The sequence below is a fragment of the Aquimarina rubra genome (genome assembly GCF_042684305.1).
GTDB classification, from domain to species: domain Bacteria; phylum Bacteroidota; class Bacteroidia; order Flavobacteriales; family Flavobacteriaceae; genus Aquimarina; species Aquimarina rubra.
Window position 1 is genome coordinate 462,567 of the sequence record NZ_JBHULE010000008.1, and the last position, 26,723, is coordinate 489,289.

A 26,723-nucleotide genomic window follows, 5' to 3' on the forward strand; every position below is an offset into this window, starting at 1 on the left:
ATTGAGTGTAAAAATTATAACAGTTGCTAAACAGTTACCAGAATATGTAAGAGAAACTAAAGAGATTATTCCTTTTGTTTCTCAATGGCTTTCGGGTCAGGAGGATCGTTTTAGGAGAAAAGTACTTAAGATTTTCGAAAATGCAGCGGTGGATAAGCGATATGGGATTATGAGTATTGAAGAAGTATTTACAGCAACTTCTTTTGAAGAGAAAAATAATATACATATTCGCGAAGTTAAAAAATTAGGAAACTCCGTAGTAAAGAAAGCATTGGATCAAGCAGGTTGGGATTCAAAATCCTTAGATTATATCATTACCGTAAGTTGCACTGGTATTATGATTCCATCATTGGATGCTTATATTATTAATTCATTAGAGCTTAGACAAGATATTGTAAGATTACCTGTTACCGAAATGGGATGTGCTGCAGGAGTATCAGGGATGATTTATGCTAAAAACTTTCTACAAGCTAATCCGGGTAAACGAGCTGCTGTAATTGCTATAGAATCCCCAACAACTACATTTCAGCATAATGATTTTAGTATGGTCAATATCGTTAGTGCAGCAATTTTTGGAGATGGAGCAGCGTGTACGTTGCTTTCTTCAGAAGAAGAAGCTGTTGGTCCAATCATAATCGCAGATGAAATGTATCATTTTTATGATGCCACTACTATGATGGGTTTTAAATTAACCAATACGGGTTTACAAATGGTTCTGGATAAAGAAGTACCAGAGAAAATTGCTAAACATTTTCCAGATATTATTCATCCTTTCCTTAAAAAACACGGTACATCGATAGAAGAAATAGATCATCTTATATTTCATCCAGGTGGAAAGAAGATTGTTCAGACGGTTGAAGGACTTTTTGGAGATCTCGGCAAGAATATTGATGATACAAAAGCGGTATTACGTGAGTATGGTAATATGAGTAGTGCCACCGTTTTGTATGTGTTAGAGCGTTTCATGAAAAAGAAACCAAATAAAGGCGACAAAGGGCTCATGCTTAGTTTTGGTCCAGGATTTTCTGCTCAAAGAATACTGTTACAGTGGTAGTTTTAATGAAAATAATTTAAAAATATGAAATCAAGGATTGTTTTGGTCTTATTTCTGCTTTACTGCGGAATAATAGTTGCTCAGAAGCAATTTAATGATACCATTCCGTTTAGAAATGATTTAGGCTTAATTATGATCCCAATCAAGTTTAATGGAGTAGAAAAAAACTTCATCTTTGATACTGGGGCTACTAATTCTGTTGGGTTTTCGTGGGTTAGAAATGAGCTTGCTAAAACATCAAAAACCTTAAAGATAACTTCCTCAAGTAGAAAAAAAAGTAGATTACGATATTATAAAAGTGATTCGGTAAACCTGGCTTCGGCAAAAATTACAAAGCATAGGATCTTGATGACAGGAGACAGTGATATCTTTTCTTGTTATGATATCGATGGAGTTTTAGGAGTAGATATTATAGCGCAGTTTAACTGGGCAATTAATTTTGATCAACAATATTTGGTGATGTATCCAAAAGATTTCCTTCCAGATGAAGCTAAAGAAATGTATCCGATTGACTTTGATTATACTAATAGAAGGCCCGGTGTTTTTCTTAAATTTGGCAGTGAACAAATCCGTTTTTTGTTGGATACCGGAGCTACTTATTCAGATATTTATACAAAGGACTATGATCGAATACAAAGTTTAGACCATACGAGTAGAGAAGCATATAGCGGATTTTTTGATTTTAAAGGTGATTTAACGAAGTCGAAATCCACTATAATGAGATTTTCTCCTATTACATCGAATGATGTAACCATTAATGGAATATTTGATTTAAGTAAAAAAAGTAATAAGATCGGTAATGGATTATGGAAGAATAATACCTTATTTTTAAGTCTTGAAAGCAAGAAACTTTATGTAAAACAAAAAAATATAGACGAATATCGTAAGGATTACGGCTGTGCTTTTGTATTTGAGAATAACAGAATGAAAGTAATAAAAGTGGTAGTAGATAGCGAAGCGTGGAAAAAAGGGTTGCGGCAAGGAGATGATGTGAAAATGATTAACGGACAAACATTTGAAGATTTTTGTAGTCTACAACAATTTCAAGAAGAGACTTCAGGAAAAGAAGCCGAAGTCACAATTACCTTACATAACAATACGAATATAGTGCTACAAAAGAAAACTGTACTTTAAACAATGAGACATCTACCTATATATCTGTTCTGTGTATTAATACAAGTAACAGCTTGTGCTAACAATGATAATTCTGTTACAGAAACCGATGCTACTACAAAAGCAGAGGTTGGCAATGTTTCGGTAACGGGAGATGAGAATAATTACACTTTTAGTGTTGAAATAAAAAGTCCTGATCAGGGTTGTAATCAATATGCAGATTGGTGGGAGGTCATTTCTGAAGAAGGGACGTTGCTATATCGAAGAATTTTGGCACACAGTCACGTAAACGAACAACCTTTTACCAGATCAGGAGGACCCGTAAACATTGCTAAAGATCAGATAGTATACATAAGAGCCCATATGAACAATAAAGGATACGGAAACGTAGTATTTAAAGGAAGTGTATCTACTGGATTTAGTCAGGAAACACTAGAAATTACTTTTGCAAGTGAATTAGAAACGACAGAGCCTTTGCCAAACGGATGTGCCTTTTAAAAAATAGATTTTGACAAAAGAACAAATCATCGAAAGATTACCATATCAAGAGCCTTTTCTATTTGTAGATGAGATTATAGACGTTGGTGCAGATGGTATCACAGGCTGTTATACACTAAAAACTGATGAGTATTTTTATAAAGGCCATTTTAAAGAGTATCCTATTACTCCTGGTGTTATTTTAACAGAGGTTATGGCTCAGATTGGTTTAGTATGTTTAGGAGTTTTCCTTTTTAAGGATCAACTGTTAGATGATAATATTCTTGGGGTTGCCATGAGTAGTACAGAAATGGATTTTTATAAATCCGTACTACCGGGAGAAAAAGTAATCGTAGTGTCTGAAAAAGAATATTTTAGATTTAATAAACTTAAGTGTAAAGTGTCTATGTACAATGAATCCGAAGAATTAGTAGCCAAAGGAATGATTGCAGGAATGATAACAAATTTAGATTAAATGAGCTTAGGGTATTCTTTAGTAAAGTTAGCTTTAAAGATAAAAGGAGAAAAGAAATCGTGGTCAATAGATCCTATTGATTACGTAAAAAAGCGCAAGGAAGATGTTAAGCTTCCAAATAGTAAAATCTTATTAGGGAATTCTTTTCATACAAGAGCCATTTTGGACAATAAGGTAACAGAAATAACTCCAATCAAACCTTCTAATGAATATTTACTCTTTTATTGTCACGGTGGAGCCTTTATTTATGGTCCAACTAAAAACAATTGGAAATCCATAGCACGTATTGTAAAACATACAAATACAAGAGCCTGGATGATTGATTATCCAAAAGCTCCCGAAAATAATATCGAAAAAATTACACAGAATATTTGTGAAGCATATCATAAGGCCTTGGAAGAATACGAAGCTTCGAAAATTATTTTTATCGGTGATTCTGTTGGAGGCAATTTACTTACTTCCTTAACACAAGGTTTAATCCAGGATGATAAGGAGCTTCCTAATCGTCTTGTTTTGGTTACCCCGATGGTAGATGCAAGTCTCACAAACCCAAGGATTGGAGAAATTGATCCTGTCGATCCTATTTTAAGTTACAAAGGGGTGCATTCTGCCAAAAAGATGTGTGCTGGAGATTTTTCGCTAAAAGACCCAATCATTTCGCCTTTATATGGTTCTTTTAAGGATTTTCCACCAATTCATATTTTTATGGCAACTAATGATATTTTAATGCCTGATCAGGAAATATTTATAGAAAAGGTAAAAAAAGAAGGAGGAGAAATAGAAGTAATTATAGGAGAGGGCATGCCACATATCTGGCCATTTTTACCGTTCTTTAAAGAAGGTGCTATTGCAATGAAAAAGATCATTTCCATCATTAATAAAGCGGTTTCTTATGAATAATAGGAGAGTGGTTATTACTGGTATGGGCGTAGTAGCTCCAAATGGAACGACCGTTTTAGATTTTAGTAATGCCATTAAAACCGGGTCATCGGGAATCCAATATATAGATGAATTAAAACAACTTAAATTTTCTTGCCAAATAGCTGGAAAACCAAATTATAACAATACTTACCTAAACAATTACTTTAATAACGTTCAATTAAAAGGATTAAATGCCTCAGGCTTGGAATATGGTGTGATCGCCGGATTAGATGCATGGAAAGATGCTGGATTACCAATTGCAGATAAAACGGAGAACCCTTTTTGGGATGCCGGAATTATTTTTGGTACGGGTGTATTAGGTGTAGATAAATTTAGAGAAGCCATTTATAAAGTTGATGATGGTAACGTAAGGAGGTTAGGCAGTACATCGGTGATACAAACCATGGCAAGTGGTATTAGTGCTTATTTAGGCGGAATGATCGGCTGTGGAAATATTACAACCACAAATTCATCCGCTTGTAGTACAGGAACTGAAGCCATTTTGATGGCGTATGATCGTATTGTAGCGAATAAAGCAGAAATAATACTAGCCGGCAGTACAAGTGATAGTGGTCCGTATGTTTGGGGTGGTTTTGATGCAATGAGGATTCTTCCTCATAAATACAATGATAATCCCACAGCAGCTTCCAGACCTATGAGCGCTACAGCCAGTGGTTTTGTGCCTGGAAGTGGAGCAGGGGCAATGGTTGTAGAAAGTTTGGAAAGTGCCCAAAAGCGAGGAGCTTCTATTCACGCAGAAATATTAGGAGGGCACGTAAATAGCGGCGGACAGCGTAATGGCGGAAGCATGACTGCTCCCAATAGTATTGCGGTTCAAAAATGTATTAAACAGGCAATCATTAACGCCGAAATCGAAGCAAAAGATATTGATCTGATCAATGGACACCTTACTGCTACTACCAAAGATGTTTTAGAAATTGAGAATTGGTGTACTGCATTGGGTAGAAAAGAAAAAGATTTTCCGTACATAAATTCATTAAAAAGCCTGGTAGGTCATTGTCTGGCAGCGTCCGGTAGTATAGAAAGCGTTGCTACGGTGCTTCAGTTAAAAGAAGATTTCGTTTTTGGAAATATAAACTGTGAAGATTTACATCCCGAAATTTCGGCCATAGTAGATAGGGAACGAATTCCTGTCAAAACTATAACCAAACCTCTTACCATTGCGGCAAAAGCTAGTTTTGGGTTTGGAGATGTAAATGCTTGTATTATCTTTAAAAAATATTCATAATCAAAAGTTCATGACAAAAGAAGAATTGCTATCTAAATTAAAGACTATAATAGAACCTTATGTTCAAAATCAAGAGGGATTACAACATCTCTCTGAAGACACAAATTTTATCGAAGATTTGGAAATAAACTCTGCTAATTTAGTCGATGTTATTCTGGATGTAGAAGATGAATTTGATATCGAGATCGATAATGACGGTATGGATAAAATGCTTACTGTGAAGGCATCTATAGAAGTAATTCAGGATAAATTAGCGACTAAATGATTGGTAATGACATTATAGATCTTAAACTTGCCGCAGTACAGAGTAATTGGCAAAGAAAGGGTTGGTTGCACAAAATCTTTACCGGATCAGAACAAAAAACGATTTGGGATGCAAATGACCCCAATCATATGATATGGAAATTATGGAGCATGAAAGAAGCTGCATACAAAGCACATCAACGATGTTTCTCGTTGTCTCCAAAATACAATCCCTGGGATTTCATTTGCACAGATAACAAAGTTGTTACCCAAAACAAATCATACCAAACCATTTCAAAATACACTGAAGACTATATATACACTATTGCATATAGTGACGCCGAGAATACAAATTTTGTATCTAAGGTATTTACTGGTGCACAAGATCAGTACAAAAGGATACTTCAGAATTATATTGCAGATATAAAAGGGGTCAACTTATGTGATGTCACACTTCAAAAGGATAATAGAGGTATTCCCGATGTAAAAATATGTAATCAATCTTCTCATATACCACTTTCATTATCAAGTCACGGTTCATTTTCGGCTTTTGCTATTGATTTATAAAAGCTTACGATGATTGTTAACTTTTACTAACAATTCGATTGTTTGATTTTATCCTAGTAATCACTTGTTTTTTAAGACGTGTACTTAACGGCAATCTGTAGTCTTTTATGAAAATTTCGTTTCCAGAAATTTTATCAATTTTATGTAATGCTACCAAAAACGATTTATGGGTTTTAATGAAATCTTCTTCCGATAAGGAACTTTGCATACTTTTAAGCGTTTTATGGGTAAGAATAGTCTCTTCTGTCGTTATAATCTTAACATAATTTTGTTGTGCCTCTACAAATAAGATTTTATTTAATTCTATTTTCTTTATTTCTTTATCTTGTTTTACAAATAAATAGGCAGTTAATTCTTTGTCGTTAATGAGATTACGTGTTTTATCTACTGCTTGTTTAAAGCGTTCAAATGAAATGGGTTTAACCAGATAATCGATTACATTAAAATTATAACTTTCTAAAGCGTGTTCTGAGTATGCGGTGGTCATAATGGTTGGAGGAACCATTTTCTGTGTTTTTAGCCATTCAATTCCAGTAATTATAGGCATTTGAATATCCAGAAACAAAATATCCACGTGGTTTTCTTGTAATAATACCTGAGCTTGTCGTGCATTTTTACAAATTCCTATTACTTCTAAAAATTCCAGATTATTACAATACCCGCTAAGAGCTTCCCTGGCCAAGGGTTCATCATCAACAATAAGACATTTAAGTACCATTATCTATAAATTTATTTCTAAAAACACCTTATGAAGATTGTCCCGTGTAGAGATACGTAAATCATATTGGTCGTCATACAAAAGAGCTAATCTCCGTTTTACATTTTGTAACCCAATACCACTTGACTTTTTGACGCTATTGAAGGAATCAAATGTGTTTTCTATATCACATTGTAGTTTGTTGTTACTTTCAAGTAGTTTAATATTAATGTAATTTTTTGAGGGGTCATCGTGATTACTTATATGTTTGAATGCATTTTCAATAAAAGGAATGAGCAATAACGGGGCAATTGTCTGATCTTCTTGTATATTAGAAATTTGATAATCTAATAGGATATCATCTCCTTTTCTGATTTTTTCTATTTCAATGTATTTTGAAATATAATCTAACTCCTTTTGTAAAGCTATTTTTTGTGAGCTACTTTCATACAATTGATACCGTAGCAAGTCAGAAAATTGGAGTAAGGTGTTTTTTGCAAGAGTAGAATTTTTATCGATTAGGTGATAAATACTATTGATCCCGTTAAAAAGAAAGTGAGGATTAAGTTGAGCTTTTAGATATTTCAGCTCACTATTATGTGTTTCTTTTAAAAGCTCTTGTTTCTTTTTCTCGGATTTAAAATATTCCAAAGGAAATCGGAATAAAAATCCCAGAAATGTGTAAAAAACATTAAAAATAAAATCTGGAAATAACCATATCATTGAGAATTCAAAGAATGTAAAACTTTCTTCAATTACATTATTACTTTTGGTATAGTAATAATCTAAATATCCTTCAATACCACTAATCAACAAGAAAAACAGTATGGTTATTGCTAAAAATTTAAAGATTCGATTTTTAATAAAATAATAAGGAACAGTAACAAAATATTGCCAGTAAAACAATAGCATATTGCTTAAAATTCCATAAGCAAAAGCAACATATAATAGGTTGTTTTCGGTAGAAAAACCATTCCAACTAAGATTATTAAAACCTAAAAAAGCAACACCCCAATGAGCACTCCAAAAAATGAAGTGGAAGACAAAAATCCACCGCTGAAACATTTTCTTTTGCATTATTTTTCAAATTGAAATTATAGGAATAAATTTATCAGTTTTTACAATAGATCTTTCCCGAATTGTTTACAGTTATGCTATAAAATTTGCAATATACAGTATAATAAACATATGTTTATCTAATCTTATTTTAATAGAGAAAGCATCTTAAAACATAAACCATCAATGGATTGCTTTTTTGGATGAAAAGAAGAAATATTGGTAAGCATAATCACTGCTTTTTGCGCTTTCTTATCAATAAGAATACAAGAAGTGTAACCTCCGGTGCCACCGTTATGAAATAAAATGGTTTGATCCTTTTTGTTTATGATATGCCAACCCAATCCCATAGAAACTTGCTTATTAATCATATGCGTTTGTTTTTGAGTTAAATCATAAATAGGGGTATTACTCATTTGTTTTCTAACAAATTTTTCTAAATCGACAATGTTTGATTTTATAGCTCCTGCACCTGCTAGCACATCAAAGTTCCAATTAGATGTTTCCTTTCCTTCAGGATCACGACCCTTTACAAGACTAGTTGACGGTATTTGATTAATATCTGTTGTAGAACTGTTCATATTCAAGGGCTTGAATATATTTTTTTGTAATAGGGTTTCAAAACTTTGATTGGTTTTCAGTGTTAATAGATGCCCCAAAAGTCCTGCTCCAAGATTAGAATATGCACTTTGTTCTCCTGGTTTTGATTCAGTTTTAAAATCTGTTTTTAAGTATTCATACAGTTTATCCGAATCATAGTTGCGGTATGGGTCATTTTGATCCATAGTAATCAATGGAATTAAATTCTGAGGAATTCTTGGCAAGCCTGATGTATGATTGGCGAGCATTTTTAGGGTAATATTTTTTTGATCTTCTCTCGGGTTATCTAGTTTGAAAGGAAGCAGATTAACAACAGATTCATCTAAAGACAACGCTTCTTCTACAACTAATTTTGATAATAGCGTCGATGTAAATACTTTGGTTATAGAACCGATCTCGAAAACAGCATTTTGGTTCTTTTTAGTTTGTAAGGAGTCATCTTTTTTAACAAAACCAAAGAATTCACTTTTCTCTTGATTAATCAAGGCAATGGAAACTTCAGTTTGATTAGGGAAAACAATTAGTTTATCCTTTAAAAGTTTAGTGATCTCTTTATTTTTTATTTCGTTAATAATGCTTTTTTGAGCGTGTATGATATCCGAATAATATTGAGTCAAAATGAAGATTCCAAAGAGTACGAGTTTAAATTTTATATAAGCCATAATAATGTATTTTGTTTCTCCGAAAATAGATAATATCAAAACTTGTAGTTTCTTATTTTGACCATCGTAATTATTTTTTTGATAACCGCAAAACGTGAACTCCTTATACGTTGATAATCATAATAGGGGTAAAGCCCCATCGAAATACCGTATTTACACCCTTATCATTATCTACGAATCTTTTGTACTTTTATAGAAGGGAAAATGAATACATAAAAATAACTGAAAATGATTACTCAATTAATAACAAAAGGGGAAGAAGTTCGAGAAGACAAAATCGAAATCACACGTTTAAAAGAAATTAACCTGGTAAATCTAGGACTTAAGCATAGTTCTGAAAGACTGGCAAAAGCATATAGTATGAAGTTATGAGTTTTATTAGATTAAAAATCTTTACTTCAGAATTGGAAAATCAAACACTATATTTAGTTTGTTTTTTTCTCGCTCATCCACAATGTTTACTCCAAAATCACTGGTATAAATAGTCGTTTTACCCAGAAGGTTTTTGGTAATATCTAAATTAAAATTGATGATAATTTCTTTGGTAATACCTTTGATTGTTAAATCTCCGATAACTTTATAATTATTATCACCAAAATGAACTACTTCTTTACTTTCGAAAGCTATTTTTGGATATTTCTTTTTATAAAAAAACTTTTCCCACATCAGATGGCCATCTCTCAAGAAATTATCTGTGTCTAACGTATTCACAAGAGCTGTACCTTTAAAATAAGCATTATCCGGATCTTCTGGATTAAAGGATATTTTAAAATCTAAACCTCCGATTGTACCAGTAGTTTCCTCAGAAACGAAGTCAAAAGTTATTTTAGCATTTTTCTTATCAAACTCTAACTTAATAAAATCGTTGATCAAAGTATCTTCGTGACCTATATATCCGTCAGATCCACTGATCATTTTGTCGGCCGGAGGTGTAAATTGACCATACCCAAAAGGGATCAGTAGTACTAAAAAGAGAATTAAATTAATGCAGGCTTTCATAATAAAGTTCATTTTTTAAAGATACAAAGGATCAATAATTGTTCCAAGAGTATATAAAAATCAAGACTGGTAAATTAAATGAAAATCAAGTAAATAATTATAATTTGATGTTAACGTTTCATCAAAATTCTAAAAAAACATCTAACTTAGAATTGAAATTGATTGTTAGTCAGGTACATAAACCATAAATATTTAGATATGGAAAGTCAAAATAAAGAGAAATCCTGGTCAAAAAGAAAGTTTGCAGATTTCCAAACAAAGTATCGTAGATCTTCTAATTTTGGATATGGATCCAAGAGAGATAAATTTTCCATCGAAGGTGATGGTGAGCTTTCTGTTCCTGTCAATAAGAACATAGAAGGTCGAGGTTCTAATAGCTAAAAGTTACTGTTTTGTCTTTCGCATGGAAGCTTTTAGATATATAAGAATCCCAATAGAAATTGCTGCACAAACAAGAAAACCCAGAAAAAGAGGTAGTGCAGTATCTTCAACATATCTTCCTATGTAGGTACTAATAGGAACAGCCATTATTGTGCTAACAAATCCCGTTATTGCCGCTGCGATTCCCGCAATATGACCAACTGGTTCCATAGCCAGTGCTCTTAAATTCCCGAATAAAAATCCAATCGAAAAGAATTGCAATCCAAAGAAAATCAAAAGAATAACAACGTTGGGGTTCGTCCCATTGTGAAACAAGGCTATATACAATAATGAAATACCAAAGAACGCATAGAGCGAAATTGATACCAGTTTCTTCATTCCATATTTGAGAACCAACGTACCATTCAAAAAAGTTGCAGTACCGATAGAAATGGCTAATAAAGCAAAAATATAAGGAAACTCATCTTTGAGATTATATTGCTGCTCAAAAATTTGTTGTGAACTACTGAGATACACTAAAAATGAACCTACAATAAAACCGGAGATAAGAGTATAGCCAATGGTAGCCTGATATTTGATTAATTCCTTTATACCATCTACAAAAATATGAGAAGAAAAACGTATACGTTTCGACACTTCTAAGGTCTCCTTTTGACGTTTCCAAAACCAAAGTGAGACCAAACCGCTAAATACTAGCTGAATATAAAAAATGGCCTGCCAATTGTAATGGTCTAATACCGATTTACCTAATGCTGGTGCTATGATAGGGACCAAAATAAAAACTACCGTAATAAATGACATAATACGTGCCATATAATTCCCGCTATAAATATCTCGAATCATAGCGATGGCTATCGTTCTGGGAGCAGAAAGCCCTATACCTTGTAGAATCCTTCCGGCAATCATCACCGTAAGACTAGTAGCATTAATACACATAAAACTTGCGATAATAAAGAGGGCAAAACCCATATAAACTACTGGTTTTCTTCCGATACTATCCGATATTGGTCCAAAAATAAGAGGACCGATACCAAGACCTAAAAAGATCATCGTAATCAATAATTGATTATCCGCTAATTCGGTCGTACCAATATTAATTCCTATAATATCTAATGCAGGTAATAATGCATCAATAGCCAAAGCCACAATAGACATCAGTGAGGCCATTAAGACAATAAATTCTAACTGTGCATATTTCTTTTTCGGCATTCGGCAAAAGTAGCTTATTTAGGAATATAGTCTAATATTGATGATCGCTATTTAACCTTTATTTAGTAGCAACGTATTTTTTGGTATAAATAGCATTTCTAATTTATTGTATATTGGTGATATGAAATTGTTTAATCAACAACGTAAAAGTCTAATGAACGTTAAAGGGATACGAAAATATCTATTATATGCAATAGGGGAAATTATTCTAGTAGTCATTGGTATTTTGATTGCTGTGAGTATTAATAATGCTAATGAGGTAAGAAAAACTAAGAATAAGCTGAAAAATATTTTAATTACTTATAAGGAAGATCTAAAAATTGATACGCTACAAGTAGGAAGGTCACTAGTTTTTTTAGATACACGTAAGAAAGTTTTTGATCAGTTTTTGAGTGATTCTGTAAACATAGATATGTATAAAAAAAATCCTACTGCTATGGGATTGGTATTGAGCTATAATCCATTTGAATTACAGCAAAAAGGAATTCGATTATTAGAAAAGTTCGAAAGTAGTGGGGAAACAGATAGCCTAGTGACCAGAATATTAGCAAATCATAACGCTTTTGATACATTATTAAAAGAAACACATGAACGAATAGGAGCAGATATCACTGATAATATGGATTATCTGAAGTATAATCATCCTTGGGTAGGGGATTTGTTATTGCGTAAACTGGACAATCCAGAAATGTTTGAATATTATGTGAGTGATACGTATAAAGCTAGATTGGCAATTCATCATATGTTGGTGTTTGGAAATCTTAAACCTATATTGGAACAGTACCAAAAGAGTGCGAAAGACATTTTAGATAGGATAGAAAAAAGAGTAGTTAATTAGAATTTTATATAATGATCTATTCGTTTTCGATTAAAATCATCAGACTTGATAAATAGAAAACGAATAGATATTTTACTTTATTAATTCTGGAATAAGCGAAAGGTTTTTTTTTAAGTTATTTCTCTATTAAAATCTTTCTGTTAATGATTTCTTTTCCATTGGTAATCTTTGCGATGTATAATCCAATTGGTAAATGTCCTAAACTGATTGTACCAATTCCATTTTCTATTTGCTCGGTATATACTGCTTGACCCGCACTGTTGAAAATATCTATTTTAGCGACTTTTGAACCATCGATACTAATATGAAGTACATCTGAGAGTGGAACAGGATAAAGGTACATATTAGTATTTTTAATTTCACTGGTTCCTAATCTAGAACCTCCAACCGTATCAAACCTCCATTGCTGATTTTGATTGGTGCTACTAGAGGCCCATAGATACACATTTTGATCAATAGCGCCACCATGGTTACCATCTAGCGAATAATTGGTTCCTCGTTTTTGTAATCGATAATGTCCCGATCCGGCATCTATTTTTTGCCATTGCTGACCATAATCTGAAGCATCACAAGGTTGTAGTGTCACATCTTGTCCGTTAGCTCCTCCGGATCCACCATCTAAGCATACATTGGTATTGTATTTTTGGTATGAATAATAACCTCCACCATGATCAATTTCTGTCCATGTCAAATTATTGTGTTGCACATAGGTATACAGCTCAACGCTTCTACCTGCAACCGCTCCGCTACCACCATCAATAGCAAAACTGGTAGCATTTCTTTTTACTAACTGGAAATTACCTCCATCATTGGTCACAGCTTCTCCATATACTTGTACTTCAGCCAGAGATAAAATACCAGTTCCTTGTATCCGTATTTTGATTATCTGTCCGGTTGTTCCTCCTGCATTTACAGTGATTGACGGGTTAGGAGCAGAGGTAAAAGATTTAGAAAATGTAGTATTTTCTTCAGAATCTATAACGGAGACCGTAAAATTTGATAATCTATTTATACAACAACTATCTGTTCTATTAAAAATAACAATTTCATCAATATTATAACTTGACTTCAAATCTACCTGCCACCAAGGGTTTGCTTCATTTTCAGTATGTGTTACGGATCCTCCAGACCATTTTCCATTGGTATTATTGTCTATAGCTCTTGTAGCATCGCCTCCATGTGTTTGATTCGTAGACGATTGTGTAGCTATACCAGTTAAAGCGAGATTATCTGATCCCCCATTATCATTATTAATAGAAATTGTAATACTATTAAGATTAAAGGAATTAGAAAATCCGCTAGCTAAAACTTTCATGCTTTGTACTCCTTTGGATAATGTGATTCCTGTTTTAACGGTAAGATCATTCCATATTTGTGTTCCTCCAGTAGAAGGTAGAGTTACTTCACCTGTTTTATCACTGCCTCCAAATTCGAATTTGATTTTACCACTAGTATTGATTGCTGCATAGTTTATAGATATATCATAAGTAGTTGTCTCTGGGACATAAACTGTATATGTCAACCACTCACCAGTGGCTATCCAACCTATATTATAGCCACCTCCGGTACGATTCTGGATGTCTACATTTTCGTCGGTACGATATTGATTTCCGGAATTGCCGTTAGAAGCATCTTTATAGGTTCTTCCGTCTCCAATCACAGGAGAGTAATCATAGTTTTCTGCCTCAATCGTCATTGGTAAAACATTCATATTATAATTAGGTAATCCATTGGTGAACCCACTGATTGGATCTCCATAACAACCAGATGGTCTCCTATATGTTAGACCTCCCCAACCTAAAGCATCGTTGGTCCAGCCAGCTTGTTCGTATCCATCTATTTCTATTGATTTGTCTCGGGCGCGCAATGTCCATTTCGCTTCATCTTCCGATTTAAATCCTCTACCAATATAATGTCCTACCGACATCTCCCAATTAGGACGATTTTTTGTAAAACCTCCAATACCGTCTGGACTTATAGATTTACTATACCATCTTTCAGTTCTATCAAAACCTTGAAGAAAAGTACTTGGTTCCCAGTGAGAGGTTTGATCAGGATATGAAGCTACATATGATACATTATAACGTAATGAATATTCTAATCCCAATAGTAGTCGATCATCTTCATGGCTGTATAAATCATCTCCTTGATTCCAAGCCATTTCTGCCATAGAGTTTAATAATCCCAAACCAAACATTACATGCGCTTGATCTCTAGATGATTCTTGACATTGCCCTGTCTCATAAATATAATTTGTCAATACTTCATTATACCCATAATCTGGGATATAGTTTCCTTGTGAAGTATTATAGGTGTCCGCGTGTTCTCCTGAAGCAATAAGATTTGTGTGCCTTCTTGGACCTGATGGATACGATAAGTCATCAGAGCGGTGTGTTTGTCCTTTTATATATCTAAGTGCTCGATCATACATGATTTCGTTATCCAAAAAGATTCCCATTGCCATAACCGTGCGCCAACCTGACAATCCCTGATTACCGTGACGTCCGGGATCTCCTTGGTAGGAACTCCAATAAAATGTACTATTAGATCTAATATCAGGAGGAACGGTTGTGTTAGAGTATCCAGGATAAACTAACATATCTTTAAATTTCTGTATATCAGATGCTGACCAACCAGAGTAGGTGCTTTTTATAATCTCTGCAGCCTCAATCATGATATGAGCAATACCACCACTTAATGCTTCTGTTCCGTTACTGGTCACGGATTTTAAATTAGACCAAGCTTTAAAAATTTCTATGGCTTTCTCAGCATGTCTGGCATCTTCACTAATATACCATCTAAGGGCATTATAATACGCAGCACGGATGTCACTATTCCATGCATTATAATTTGTTCTGGGAGCATCTCTTGCTAATACTGTAAAACTTTCATCACCCTGAACATTATAATTATAACTGGATTTAGAATCATCAATCATATTTTGATAAGAAGTATACCAAGGGTCTATTCTTGCTTCTACCATATATTTCATTCTGTCAAGATCCGATTTTTTATGAGATATGCCGGGATGTACCATCTGAGCTTCTATAAAATGTATAGCTATGAAGTAAAAAAAGAAAGAGGAAATGACTTTTTTGATAGGATAAGAGTAGTTCATTATAAATGAGTTAAGTGGTTATAGTATATATTGGTTTATAATATTTAAATTGGTCAACCAATTTATAAATTTATATAATCACTTAGTATAGGTAGGTTCCTCTCTAGAATTTGTAAGTAGTTTTCTAGTATACGCTGAGGATAAGGCTTTCTAAATTCTAAAATTAACCCAAAATAGTGGTTTACAGTGGAATCATAAAACTAAAATTCGTAAATTACCTTATAAAGATTATTGATAAAATTTTGTTACACAAAATAGTGGAAAGATGAGGGGTTTAGTTTTTATATTAATGATAGGAGGTATGTTCATAGGGTGTAATAGTACAAAAAAAGTAATAGAACCTACTGCAAAAAGTGAAGCTTTGGAAGCAATGATTGCCAAGAAAGCATTTAAGATAGAATCGGATTGGATGTATCCATTAGCAACAACTAGTATGAATGTGATTGCCAATAGTGGACTGCTTCCACCGGGCAGTACTGTTAATGGTATAAGTCTTATTGGAAATCCAAATTATATAAAATTTTATGGCGATAGTATCGCTATGGACTTACCCTATTATGGCGAACGTCAATTACCAGGACAATATACCCGAAATGAAGGTGGGATTAAGTTTAAAGGTATTCCGGATCGATATGAAATAACAAAAGATGAGAATAGACTACAGCATATGATCAAGTTTACTGTTAAGCATAACAGAGAATCATATCGAGTAACGATCACATTATATCCTAACTGGACCAGCAGTATTAATATTAATAGCACTCATCGAACTTCTATTAGATATCGAGGTACTGTGTCTATATTAACACCAAATGATGGATTGGTCACAAATTAATTTACACAATACCTCACCATTAGCAGTAGTAATCAAGAATGAAAATACCGAAAATAAATGGGATAATTGACCGTCGAATTCTCATAAACTATCAAGTTGACGGCCAAGTATTAGAAAATTATTTACCTGAGCCGTTTAAACCTAAGCTTATTGAAGGAAAAGGTATCGCCGGAATATGTTTGATTAGACTAAAAGCTATCAGACCAAAAGGATTGCCCAAACAAATCGGAATTTCATCTGAGAATGGAGCTCACCGAGTTGCTGTTGAATGGACGGAAAACGGAAAACGAAAAGAAGGTGTCTACATTCCAAGAAGAGATACTTCCTCCAAATTAAATTCTTTGGCCGGAGGAAAAATTTTTCCGGGTATTCATCATTTCGCCCAATTTAAGGTTGATGAATACGACGGTCATTATAATGTATCGTTCATTAGTGATGATAATACTTCTTTATCTATTGAAGCTAGTGAAACTGATTGTTGGAATAAAGAAAGTGTATTTGAAAATCTAAATAGTGTTTCAGATTTTTTCGAGATTGGCTCGGTTGGATATTCTCCTAATAAAAATGGTTTTGATGGTTTAGAGCTAAGAACGTATGACTGGAAACTGTCTTTGCTGGATGTAAAAAAAGTTCAGTCTAGTTTTTTTGAGGATGAAAATATTTTTCCAAAAGGTTCTGTGAAATTTGATAACGCTCTTTTGATGAAAAATATTGAACACGAATGGATTGGATTGAAAAAAATAGCAACCCATTAGGGAAATAAAATTTATAGCAGAAAACTTTACAAACCTTTAGTTTCCTAAAAATAAGAAAACCACGGTGTAGTTTTAGTTATATATCTTTAGATACTACTGTTTAATTTTTCAATATCTTCTATATAAGTTTGGTAAAACTCTTCTACATACGGTCTTCTACTATTATATCCTTGTGCCAAAAGTTCCTTTGATGTTTGCAAAAGTCTTTTAATATCAGAAGGATTACTATGTAGTTTCTTTAACGTTTTTGCTTTCCAATAAAACAGATCTGCATTTTTATTGTTTTTTATTCCCAAGTCAAATTTTTCCAGCGCATTTTCAAAATCACCCATTTCAAAATAGGTGATTCCGTGATACATAAAAGCTCTGCTTTCTATATAACGTAAATCTCCGGATTTAGATTCATGCTCAAAGAACTTTTTAAAATATTCCTGAGCTTTGAGATAGTCTTTTTTCATCATATAAGCTATACCACGCATAAAATCTATGTTTTCAGACTGCGGATAATCGACAAAATTAGGAGTAAGTACATCTAGTTCATCAAAATCCTTGATGGCGTTATCGTAATCTCTATAAAAATATAAATATAGATATCCTCGATATCCTTGCCACGATTCCGGATCCAATTCCACTGCTTTTGCATATTTCTTCATCGCCTCAGTATTGATACCTCTTTTTACTCTGGATGCTCCCATTTCTCTGTATACGTCCGATAAAGTAGAATCTAAAACACCTGCTTCATGGATTAAAAAATGCTCTTCTGGAGAACCTTGATAGTAGGATCCGTGTAATCCTTCTATAAATTGTTTTGCATATTTTTTTGACCCTGTTTCATTAAATTCTTTCTTGTATAATTTTGGTTGTTGATTACAAGAGCTCATCAATAATACAATACAAAAAACATTACGGTAAAATATCTTTAATCTCTCCATTTTTTAAAATAAAAGTTACATAGAAGTAAGAATCTCTTTTTACATTTCTAATTACACAAGGTTTCCATTTTTTTACACCAGAAATAATCTCATAGAGATGTGTGACCGTTTCTTTTGAGAATTGTTTCTCGTTATAATCAAAATCAGCTGATTGATCAGTAATAAATTTACCGGCTATACCCTTACAGTTAATAACAAACCTAAAGGTCAAGTATCCTGATGCATTATTCAGTTTATCAGTATCCAAACTACCATACACCAGCTTTTTTAGCTTTCCTTTTCCACCTATAAATCCTGCGCGATCATTTCCACCATTATAGTAATCAGCTATAAACTTATGATCGGTACAAAGTGTTAAGTCTTTGTCTTTATCAATCGTTTTATCAAAATCAATATATCCAACCCGCTGTATACCATGTTTAGATAATGAGTCAAATTGTTTTGGAAGGATTTGTTCTACTAAAATTCTTTTTATAACGTTTTCATCTGTAGTAAGTGTGGATGAGTAGAGTCCTAAATCCCGGACATAAATGTTACGAGAATGATATTGCATGGTATCTCTTCGAGTAGTACCAAAAACTGTAGTACTCGTTGTTGTTTGCTCAATAATTTTTGCAGGTTTAGACTCGATTAAAGTATCCTTAACCAGTTTTGCAATATGTTGAACATCAATATATATAGAGTCACTATTATGTAATCTTGCGTGATAATAAACCGTATCCTTACTAAAAGGTATGTATGTAGTCTTGATATCATCAGGATATACGGCATTCAGTGTATCTCTAGGGTAATAACGTTTATAACCAACTTCTACTGCATCCGTATCTTCAATTGTAAACTGCTTAGAAGATTGTAATTTAAAGGCTGGATTATAAATGTCTTTAGTGTATAAACTATCATTAAGTTTCTTAGTCCACGAATAATCCAGACTGGTTTTTATGTTCTGCTTGTTTTTCGGATATACATGTGTATAATATTTATTTATAACTCCTTCATTTTTGAAATTTTGAGGAATAAAATAACGTTCATTAGTATCCGAGGTAGTGTTGCAGGAGTAACAGATGATACATAATAATAATAGCTGTAGTTTCTGGTGCATTTAGTCGGTATTGATTCTAGAATAAAGGTAGTTTAATTTTAGGAATATAAAATCAAAAATACGCCGGCCATTATACCAAACAAAGGAACCAGTTTTTTCCGCTTGTTTTTTTCTTTGAAGATCAGGCCACCAATAACTACAGCGATTAATATTTGACTACGTTTTATAGCAGATAATAACATAATCAATGCTTCAGGATCTTGTAATGCTTTAAAATAAAAATAATCTGCGGCTTGTAGTAAAACACCAACTGCTACAATAGTCCAACGCCACGTAAACTTTTTTCGCTTCTCTGGATTGTTAAACCACGTGAGTGATAAAATAACCAACAATATCAAAACGGTATACCAGCAAAACCAGAATTGTAAAGTTTGTGGATTTAATTCTAAACTCTGAATTAAAAATTTATCGTATAAACCACTGGAAGCTCCTAAAAAAGTGGCTCCTATAATGGCAAATATCCATTTGTTTCTTTTGAAATTTATTCCTTCTTTTTTACCGATTTTAGAATATAGGATGACTGAGAAAATAATTAGAAAAAAACCTATCCATTGTAAAGAGTTAGGCCTTTCCTGATAGATTAAAATCGCTCCAATAAAGGTAAAGAAAGGACCTGCAGAACGAATCGGCGTTACAATGGTAATGGGAAGATGTTTTAACGCCTGATATGCTAAAACCCAAGATGCAGCCATGATCATCGACTTTATAAAAATAAAACCATGAGTTTGCCACGGAATTCGATCTATATGAAAACCAATTTGTTTTGTGGATTCAGGGAAAAACTGAGAACCTATAAAAAAGGGTAGTAATACCAAAAAACCTGAACCAATAGTACCAAGAAGTACCGGAAAAACTTCATTTCCCTGTACTGCATGTTTCTTGCATAAGTTGTGTAAACCCAAAAAAAGTGCGGCCAATAAACCCAAATACATCCACATGCCGCGAATATAAGTTTTTAGCTGATTTTATGAATAATTGAATATATGATATTTTAATTATTCAATGAATCGACGATTCAAAGAAAGGAAATCAATACTGAAAAAAATATACACGGCAAGTATCAAAAGTCTATAAATCCTCATCATGATGTTAAACCGAAAAAGTTAAAATCTATGTAGGAATTATACTTCTATTATTTTTTATATAACATTATTATGAATTTTGTAATATTTTATGATAAAAATTAACATTTACATAATTATTTAGATATATTTGCCGTCAACTAATTTATTATTCACGCATAATAAATCATCTATTTAACACAAATTAATTAATCTTAAAATCTAAAAATGAAAACTCAACTACACTTTTCTAAAAGATTTTTATGGCTATTTGCCATAGCATTTCTTACCACTGTTGCCACCTATGCGCAACAAGTCATCAATGCCACATTACAAAATGATGGAAGAACAAGACAATACCGGCTGTACGTTCCTGCAAGTTACGATGCCAGTAAGCCGGCTCCACTTATTTTAAATTTCCATGGTTTTACCAATAACATTGACACACAATATAATCAAAGTGACTTTAGACAATTAGCCGAAGACAATCAATTCATTTTTGTGACACCTCAGGGTCTGGGAGGCTTTTTCTCAGGATGGGCCATCAACAATAATTTTGGTGGTAACGAAGATGATTTAGGATTTTCTGATGCCTTGATTGATAAAATACAGCAGGATTATAACATTAATGAAAAGCGTATTTATGCCACCGGATTCTCTAATGGTGGTTTTTTTAGTTATCGATTAGCCTGCGAATTAAGTCCAAGAATAGCTGCAGTTGCATCGGTTGCAGGAAGTATGACAAGAGTATGGATCGATAACAACCAATGTCAACCACAACATCCTACTGCGGTATTACAAATTACAGGTACTAATGATAATGTGATTTCCATCAATGGTAACGGTACCAATGAGCCTATACAAGATGTTATGGAATACTGGGCAGCTGTTAACAATGCTGATTCCACGCCGGATGTGATTCAATTAGGAGGAGGATCTACACGTTCGATTTGGGATAACGGAGATAATGGTGTAACAGCAGAGTTTATAAGAGTTCAGGGAAAAGGACATAGCTGGAATGGTGGAAATGTAAGTACTTCTCAGGAAATTTGGAACTTCTTTTCTCGATTTGATATAGATGGTGTAATAGATGGCGTTCCGCCACCGCCACCAGTAGATACCTGTACAGCTACAATATCATCTTTCCCTTTTAATGAAAGTTTCGAAAGCAGTTTAGGACAATGGTCGCAATCCAATAGTGATGACCTTAATTGGACTAGAGATTCAGGAGGGACACCTTCTAATAATACAGGGCCATCTAATGGAGCAGATGGTAATTTTTATCTCTATGTGGAGGCATCCGGTAACGGAACAGGTTTTCCTAATAAAACAGCAATACTTAATTCACCTTGTTTAGATTTTAGTAATGTACCCACACCAACGCTAAACTTCCAGTATCATATGTTTGGTAGTACTATTAATAGTCTGGTAGTTGAAGCCAGAACGGATAATACCGGAAGCTGGTCTTCTGTGTTTAGTAGAAATGGTAATCAAGGAAATACATGGAATGCAGCTAATGTGGATTTGGTTGCATATGCCGGAGAAGCAAGTGTACAGTTGCGATTTATCGTAGTTACAGGTAGCGGAAATAGTGGATGGCAAAGTGATATTGCGATCGATGCTATCTCTATCCAAAATGGTACAGTTGATCCAGGTCCAAGCTGTGATGCTATTAATTTTAATGATTTTAGCATAAATTCTTTCTCCAATCAGGATAGTGCCGGTGATTTCTCTATACAAAATGGAGGAGGGGCTTTAGCTTTAACAAACAATACCTGGAAATTCATTCCGATCAATTATACAGTTACTGCTAATACTGTAATTGAGTTCGACTTTAGTAGTACATCGCAAGGAGAAATTCACGCAGTAGGTTTTGAGGACAATAATTCGCTAACATCGTCAAGATATTTCAAAGTACATGGTACTCAAAATTATGGAGTAACTAATTTTGACAACTATTCTTCTGGTACAACAACATATGTAATTCCTGTTGGGAATTTCTATACAGGCGCTATGGACAGATTGGTGTTTATTAATGATAATGATGCCGGTTCAGGAAATAATTCTATTTTCTCGAATGTAAAAATATACGAAGGGTCCTGTAGTGGTCGATCGGCACAAGAAGTTATTGCTAGTTTAGATACAAAAAGAACTATATTGGGTGACGAGGATGAAGGTATCCTAAGTTCCATCCAGATGGTTCCAAACCCCACAAGAGATCGATTCTCTTTTAATGTAAATGCCGAAAGTAACCAGGAAATTATGCTCACGATTTATACAACATTGGGGCAGAAAAAATATCAAACGAAATTAGATACCGGTGTAAATAATTTCTCTGCCAGCAGCTTAGCGCTTAGTTCTGGAGTTTATATCGTGAAAATTCAATCCAAAGGAGATGAGGATGTTACCAAAAAATTGATAGTTCAATAAGTAGTAAGTAACCATTAATTATATACAGAAAGATGCTTCGGTTTTATAACTGAAGCATTTTTTTTATTTAAGAATATTATACTTCCTGATAAGGGTAGCATAAAACGTAATTATTAATAACCTTATTTAGTTATCATACCAGCTATAAAAATAACTTTATCTTTTTTCGTTTATAAACTAATTCTACCATTTATAAAAATACAGGGTAAGAATTTGTATTTAACCATTAAATTTGTTTTGTGAAGACAATTACAGCAATAGTTATAGATGATGAACTAAGCGCAAGAAATGTGTTGAGTAATTTATTATCCAGAACAAATAAAAACATAGAGGTTATCACTACTTGTAGTAATCTGGAAGAAGGTGTTGAGCAAATCAAAAAATTCAAGCCTGATGTCGTTTTTCTTGACGTACAAATGCCTAATTATGCGGGCTATGAAATCGTGAGATTTTTTGACGTGATTAATTTTGAAATCATTTTTGTTACTGCTTTTAACCACTATGCCATAAAAGCTTTTGAACTTAATGCTATCGACTATTTAGTAAAGCCCATAGAACGCTCAAAACTGGATAGTACGGTTGAAAAAATAGAAGTAAAACTAAAGCAGAAATCCGCATTAACCGATTATAATAGTTTACTAAAATCTATTAAAGAAAAAGATTTTAATAAAATTGTAATTCCCGAACTTGGTGATAGACGAATTGTGAATCTAAGCGATATACTAGCGATACAAGCAGAAGGAGCCTACAGTAAATTACTGTTAAAAGGAAACAAAACTATTATTGCAAGTAAAAATTTGAAACATTTTGAAGAAATTTTACCAAAAGACGCCTCTTTTTTTCGAGCACATCGTACATGGATTGTAAATTTAGATCACGTAGAATTACTAAATAAAACTGCTCAAACTATTACTATGAGTGATCAAACAGTCAAAGTGAAGATTTCAAGAACAAGGATTGAAGCATTTCAGAAAAAATTAAGTTCAAACTCCTTAAATTGATAAAAAAGATTACATTCATAGTATGTCTCATTTGCGTTTTTAATAGCAATGCGCAAGAACCTGTTTCTATACAACTTTCAGAAAAAGATGGCTTACCGGATAAAGAGTTTTATAATATAATAGAAGATGATAAGGGCTTTGTTTGGTTATGTGCAGATAAAGGTTTTTTTAGATATGATGGTAAACACTTTGTAAATTATAGCAATCAACAACAACGCGGTCTATCTGTTTTTGGTGTCAAACAAGACGCATCAGGCAAGATATGGTGCAATAATATCTCTGGGCAATTTTTTTATGTAAAAGATAATCGTTTAGAATTATTTATAGATTTGAGTGAAGAACTAAAAGGAGAACTGGCAGAGTTTGAAATTTTGGACTCTAATTTGTTGGTCTTTTCGAGAAGTTTCATTCTTACTGTAGATATTAAGAATAAAAAATACATCAAAAAAACAGAGAACAAAAATAAGTTGGGATCTCCATTTAAAATTGATGACACTTTTTTTGTAGAAGATAATAATATCATTTTAAATCTCGAATCAAACTTTAATCTAGCTCCATTGTTTGAGATAGGTGGATCGCTATTAAATAAATCTTCGAAATATAAACGAGGAAAATCAAGGTTTTTCAAAGTAGGAACGTCGGTGTTTTTCAATCAAAATTTAAATGATAAAAATGTATTTTTTCAATTAGATTTAGACGCTAAAGTGGCGAAACCCATTTATGAACTAAACAATATTTCAAACGAAAGAATTTATGATTACTTTGAAAATAACAACGAAATATGGATTGCTACCAATTCCGGAGTATGGATCTATAAATTGATTCATGGAAAATTGAATTTTGTAAAACGTATTTTTAGCTCGCTAAATGTTTCAAAAATTATAAAGGACAGTGCAGATAATTATTGGTTTACTACCTTAAATAATGGAGTTCATGTCGTTCCAAACATCGCTATTGAGATCAGTGATGTTTCTATAAAAGATGCGAATATAACTGCTCTGGATAAGGTTAATGATTCTGTTGTTGCTTATGGTACCACAAAAGGAAATGTTGGGTTTTATAATGTAGTAACCAATAAAAATACTAGGATTACACTACCAACAAAAGATAGAGTTTCAGCAATAAAATTTTATCATTCTTATAACAAATTATTGATTGGTAAAGATATAAATGGTTACGTTTTGGACTATGATTCAGGGAAAATTGAGAAAATTGGACAGTTTCAAACAGTTAAAAGTATATGTATTTTAGAAAACAACACACTTCTTTATACTGATTACTATAGAGTTGGATTGATAAAAGAAGGTAAGTTTAATAACCGACCAATATTTATTTCTAGAAACAAAAGAACCTATGCTTCTCATTATAATTTAAAAACAAAAGAGACACTGATTGCATACGTTGATGAGCTCAAAGTTTTTGATACTTTATGGAAATCTAAGACCATAAGATATAAGGACAAACCTATTTTTGTAAAAACCATAAGCCAAACTTCTGATGGTACTATTTGGGTTGGTACGTTTAAAGATGGTATTTATGGTATCAAAGACAATAAGGTTAGCTATCATTTTTCGACTTCAAATGGTTTAACATCCAATAATATTCAAAAAATTAAAGGTAATACAGATGAATTGTGGATTGCCTCTGACAATAGTATTCAATTACTTAGTGCAAAAACTAAAACATTTAAAACGCTCACAAAACGTGAAGGCGTTCTATCTTATGATATAACTGGTATTGAAGTATTTAATAATAAGGTATATTTTTCCTCAAGTAATGGTTTGTTTTCAATTATTAGTGCAAATAGCTTCAAAAATCAGAATCCTGAAGTGTATTTTAATGCATTTAAGATTAATGATACGGATACAAGCCTTACGGATAAATATAAATTAGATTATGACAAGAACACTATCGAAATTGGGTTCAATGTAAATGGTTTTTTGTTCAATCATAAAGGAACTTATCAATATAGATTAAAAGGACTTAATGATAGTTGGTTTATGACCACAACCGGAGTGAATTTTGTGAAATATAATGGTCTTCCCGCAGGTAACTATACTTTTGAAGTAAAACCCTTTCTTGAAAATTTTAAAAATAATAGTGCTATAAAATCATTAAATTTTTCTATTAAAAATCCTTTTTGGAAAACATGGTGGTTCCTTCTTGGAATTATAGTATGTTCTATCAGTTTGATCACGTATTATTTAAGAAAAAAGATAAAAACAAAAGAAAAGGAACGAGAAGCTCAGCTCGAAAAAATTTCTTTAGAAAAAGAGCTATTAACAATCAATTTAATGGCCTTACGTTCTCAAATGAACCCTCATTTCATATTTAATTCATTAAATTCTATTCAGGATTTAGTTTTAAAAGAAGACACCGAAACTTCTTATGATTATATCGTTTTGTTTGCTAATCTTATACGCAATACTCTAACATATTCGAATCAAGATTTTATAACAGTTGATCAAGAATTGGAATTTTTAGAAGTTTACCTACGACTTGAGAAACTACGTTTTGGAGATTCTTTTAATTATACCATTTCTTATAAGGGAGAAAAAGACTTATATATCCCGTCTATGATGATACAACCTTTTCTTGAAAATGCTTTGGTGCATGGTTTATTACATAAGGAGGGACAAAAAAAACTTAATGTGTCGTTTGAGTATAAAGAAGATTATCTACACTGTGTAATTATAGATAATGGGGTAGGCAGAAAAAGAGCAGAGGCCATAAGAAAAAGACAAGGGAATCATCACGAATCTTTTGCTTTAAGCGCTATTAATAAACGTCTTACAATTCTTAATAAACGTTTTGATCAAAACATAGGCTATGTCATTGAAGATCTAAACGACGAACATGGTGGTGCTATAGGCACCAAAGTTATTTTAACGATGCCTAACAAGAAGAGTTTATAACAAATATAATATCCAGATTCTGATTTTTTTCACTTA

At 32.9% G+C, this 26,723-nt stretch carries 25 protein-coding genes; 16 read left to right on the forward strand and 9 right to left on the reverse strand.

Annotation, left to right across the window (positions count from 1 at the left end):
* Position 1: 1 nt before the first annotated feature.
* Genes ACFSR1_RS06340 through ACFSR1_RS06375 form a run of 8 tightly spaced genes read left to right on the forward strand, consistent with a single transcriptional unit; the run spans position 2 to position 6,099 of the window.
* Entirely contained in the window at positions 2 to 1,054 is a 1,053-nt protein-coding gene (locus ACFSR1_RS06340) for a type III polyketide synthase (RefSeq protein WP_378290743.1), read from the forward strand.
* A 24-nt stretch (positions 1,055 to 1,078) separates the two neighbouring features.
* Positions 1,079 to 2,188: an aspartyl protease family protein gene (locus tag ACFSR1_RS06345; protein WP_378290745.1), complete on the forward strand. Its 1,110-nt coding sequence runs from the start codon at positions 1,079 to 1,081 to the stop codon at positions 2,186 to 2,188.
* A 3-nt stretch (positions 2,189 to 2,191) separates the two neighbouring features.
* On the forward strand, positions 2,192 to 2,665 hold the full coding sequence (locus ACFSR1_RS06350) for a hypothetical protein (protein ID WP_378290746.1): 474 nt from the start codon (positions 2,192 to 2,194) through the stop codon (positions 2,663 to 2,665).
* A 10-nt stretch (positions 2,666 to 2,675) separates the two neighbouring features.
* The gene (locus tag ACFSR1_RS06355; protein ID WP_378290748.1) at positions 2,676 to 3,119 is read left to right on the forward strand and encodes a 3-hydroxyacyl-ACP dehydratase FabZ family protein; all 444 of its coding nucleotides are present in this window, start codon (positions 2,676 to 2,678) and stop codon (positions 3,117 to 3,119) included.
* Positions 3,120 to 4,019, forward strand: a complete 900-nt coding sequence (locus tag ACFSR1_RS06360) for an alpha/beta hydrolase fold domain-containing protein (protein ID WP_378290750.1) — start codon at positions 3,120 to 3,122, stop codon at positions 4,017 to 4,019. It abuts the gene before it with no gap.
* Positions 4,012 to 5,289 (forward strand): beta-ketoacyl-[acyl-carrier-protein] synthase family protein, encoded by a 1,278-nt coding sequence (locus tag ACFSR1_RS06365; protein WP_378290752.1) that lies wholly within the window; start codon positions 4,012 to 4,014, stop codon positions 5,287 to 5,289. Before ACFSR1_RS06360 ends, ACFSR1_RS06365 begins: the two co-directional genes overlap by 8 nt.
* Positions 5,290 to 5,299: 10 nt before the next feature.
* On the forward strand, positions 5,300 to 5,554 hold the full coding sequence (locus ACFSR1_RS06370) for an acyl carrier protein (protein WP_378290754.1): 255 nt from the start codon (positions 5,300 to 5,302) through the stop codon (positions 5,552 to 5,554).
* Positions 5,551 to 6,099: a 4'-phosphopantetheinyl transferase superfamily protein gene (locus tag ACFSR1_RS06375; protein ID WP_378290756.1), complete on the forward strand. Its 549-nt coding sequence runs from the start codon at positions 5,551 to 5,553 to the stop codon at positions 6,097 to 6,099. The genes ACFSR1_RS06370 and ACFSR1_RS06375 overlap by 4 nt, the downstream gene beginning before the upstream one ends.
* A gap of 16 nt (positions 6,100 to 6,115) precedes the next feature.
* On the opposite strand, the gene ACFSR1_RS06380 is transcribed toward ACFSR1_RS06375, so the two are convergent.
* From ACFSR1_RS06380 to ACFSR1_RS06390, 3 genes are all read right to left on the reverse strand, one after another.
* A complete protein-coding gene (locus ACFSR1_RS06380) occupies positions 6,116 to 6,817 on the reverse strand; it encodes a LytR/AlgR family response regulator transcription factor (RefSeq protein ID WP_378290758.1) in 702 nt (233 codons plus the stop codon).
* 3 nt (positions 6,818 to 6,820) lie between these two features.
* Positions 6,821 to 7,873, reverse strand: a complete 1,053-nt coding sequence (locus tag ACFSR1_RS06385) for a sensor histidine kinase (protein WP_378290760.1) — start codon at positions 7,871 to 7,873, stop codon at positions 6,821 to 6,823.
* Positions 7,874 to 7,998: 125 nt separating this feature from the next.
* Positions 7,999 to 9,114 (reverse strand): serine hydrolase domain-containing protein, encoded by a 1,116-nt coding sequence (locus tag ACFSR1_RS06390; RefSeq protein WP_378290762.1) that lies wholly within the window; start codon positions 9,112 to 9,114, stop codon positions 7,999 to 8,001.
* A 228-nt stretch (positions 9,115 to 9,342) separates the two neighbouring features.
* Here ACFSR1_RS06390 and ACFSR1_RS06395 point away from each other — a divergent pair, with 228 nt between their 5' ends.
* Positions 9,343 to 9,486, forward strand: a complete 144-nt coding sequence (locus ACFSR1_RS06395; RefSeq protein ID WP_378290764.1) for a hypothetical protein — start codon at positions 9,343 to 9,345, stop codon at positions 9,484 to 9,486.
* A 21-nt stretch (positions 9,487 to 9,507) separates the two neighbouring features.
* Here the strand turns inward: ACFSR1_RS06395 and ACFSR1_RS06400 are convergent, their stop codons facing one another.
* Positions 9,508 to 10,113: a YceI family protein gene (locus ACFSR1_RS06400; protein WP_378290766.1), complete on the reverse strand. Its 606-nt coding sequence runs from the start codon at positions 10,111 to 10,113 to the stop codon at positions 9,508 to 9,510.
* Between the two features lie 198 nt (positions 10,114 to 10,311).
* Between ACFSR1_RS06400 and ACFSR1_RS06405 the strand changes: the two genes are divergently transcribed.
* Positions 10,312 to 10,494, forward strand: coding sequence for a hypothetical protein (locus tag ACFSR1_RS06405; protein WP_378290768.1), 183 nt, complete (start codon positions 10,312 to 10,314; stop codon positions 10,492 to 10,494).
* Positions 10,495 to 10,497: 3 nt separating this feature from the next.
* On the opposite strand, the gene ACFSR1_RS06410 is transcribed toward ACFSR1_RS06405, so the two are convergent.
* A complete protein-coding gene (locus tag ACFSR1_RS06410) occupies positions 10,498 to 11,703 on the reverse strand; it encodes a multidrug effflux MFS transporter (RefSeq protein ID WP_378290770.1) in 1,206 nt (401 codons plus the stop codon).
* 121 nt (positions 11,704 to 11,824) lie between these two features.
* On the opposite strand from ACFSR1_RS06410, the gene ACFSR1_RS06415 reads away from it, so the two are divergent.
* Positions 11,825 to 12,541 carry a DUF6090 family protein gene (locus ACFSR1_RS06415; protein WP_378290772.1) on the forward strand — a complete coding sequence of 239 codons (717 nt, stop codon included), beginning with the start codon at positions 11,825 to 11,827 and terminating at the stop codon, positions 12,539 to 12,541.
* A gap of 115 nt (positions 12,542 to 12,656) precedes the next feature.
* Here ACFSR1_RS06415 and ACFSR1_RS06420 read toward each other — a convergent pair whose 3' ends face one another.
* Positions 12,657 to 15,659, reverse strand: coding sequence for a galactose-binding domain-containing protein (locus tag ACFSR1_RS06420; protein WP_378290774.1), 3,003 nt, complete (start codon positions 15,657 to 15,659; stop codon positions 12,657 to 12,659).
* A gap of 265 nt (positions 15,660 to 15,924) precedes the next feature.
* Between ACFSR1_RS06420 and ACFSR1_RS06425 the strand changes: the two genes are divergently transcribed.
* Positions 15,925 to 16,494, forward strand: a complete 570-nt coding sequence (locus ACFSR1_RS06425) for a DUF4251 domain-containing protein (RefSeq protein ID WP_378290776.1) — start codon at positions 15,925 to 15,927, stop codon at positions 16,492 to 16,494.
* A gap of 38 nt (positions 16,495 to 16,532) precedes the next feature.
* Positions 16,533 to 17,249, forward strand: coding sequence for a DUF2071 domain-containing protein (locus ACFSR1_RS06430; protein ID WP_378290778.1), 717 nt, complete (start codon positions 16,533 to 16,535; stop codon positions 17,247 to 17,249).
* Positions 17,250 to 17,335: 86 nt separating this feature from the next.
* Here ACFSR1_RS06430 and ACFSR1_RS06435 read toward each other — a convergent pair whose 3' ends face one another.
* Genes ACFSR1_RS06435 through ACFSR1_RS06445 form a run of 3 tightly spaced genes read right to left on the reverse strand, consistent with a single transcriptional unit; the run spans position 17,336 to position 20,218 of the window.
* Positions 17,336 to 18,181 (reverse strand): tetratricopeptide repeat protein, encoded by an 846-nt coding sequence (locus tag ACFSR1_RS06435; protein ID WP_378290779.1) that lies wholly within the window; start codon positions 18,179 to 18,181, stop codon positions 17,336 to 17,338.
* A complete protein-coding gene (locus ACFSR1_RS06440) occupies positions 18,153 to 19,280 on the reverse strand; it encodes a hypothetical protein (RefSeq protein WP_378290781.1) in 1,128 nt (375 codons plus the stop codon). Before ACFSR1_RS06440 ends, ACFSR1_RS06435 begins: the two co-directional genes overlap by 29 nt.
* 38 nt (positions 19,281 to 19,318) lie before the next feature.
* Positions 19,319 to 20,218 (reverse strand): EamA family transporter, encoded by a 900-nt coding sequence (locus tag ACFSR1_RS06445; protein WP_378290783.1) that lies wholly within the window; start codon positions 20,216 to 20,218, stop codon positions 19,319 to 19,321.
* Positions 20,219 to 20,569: 351 nt separating this feature from the next.
* Here ACFSR1_RS06445 and ACFSR1_RS06450 point away from each other — a divergent pair, with 351 nt between their 5' ends.
* From ACFSR1_RS06450 to ACFSR1_RS06460, 3 genes are all read left to right on the forward strand, one after another.
* The gene (locus ACFSR1_RS06450; RefSeq protein WP_378290785.1) at positions 20,570 to 22,771 is read left to right on the forward strand and encodes a T9SS type A sorting domain-containing protein; all 2,202 of its coding nucleotides are present in this window, start codon (positions 20,570 to 20,572) and stop codon (positions 22,769 to 22,771) included.
* Positions 22,772 to 23,010: 239 nt separating this feature from the next.
* A complete protein-coding gene (locus ACFSR1_RS06455; protein WP_378290787.1) occupies positions 23,011 to 23,772 on the forward strand; it encodes a LytR/AlgR family response regulator transcription factor in 762 nt (253 codons plus the stop codon).
* On the forward strand, positions 23,769 to 26,687 hold the full coding sequence (locus ACFSR1_RS06460) for a sensor histidine kinase (RefSeq protein WP_378290789.1): 2,919 nt from the start codon (positions 23,769 to 23,771) through the stop codon (positions 26,685 to 26,687). Before ACFSR1_RS06455 ends, ACFSR1_RS06460 begins: the two co-directional genes overlap by 4 nt.
* Positions 26,688 to 26,723: the final 36 nt, after the last annotated feature.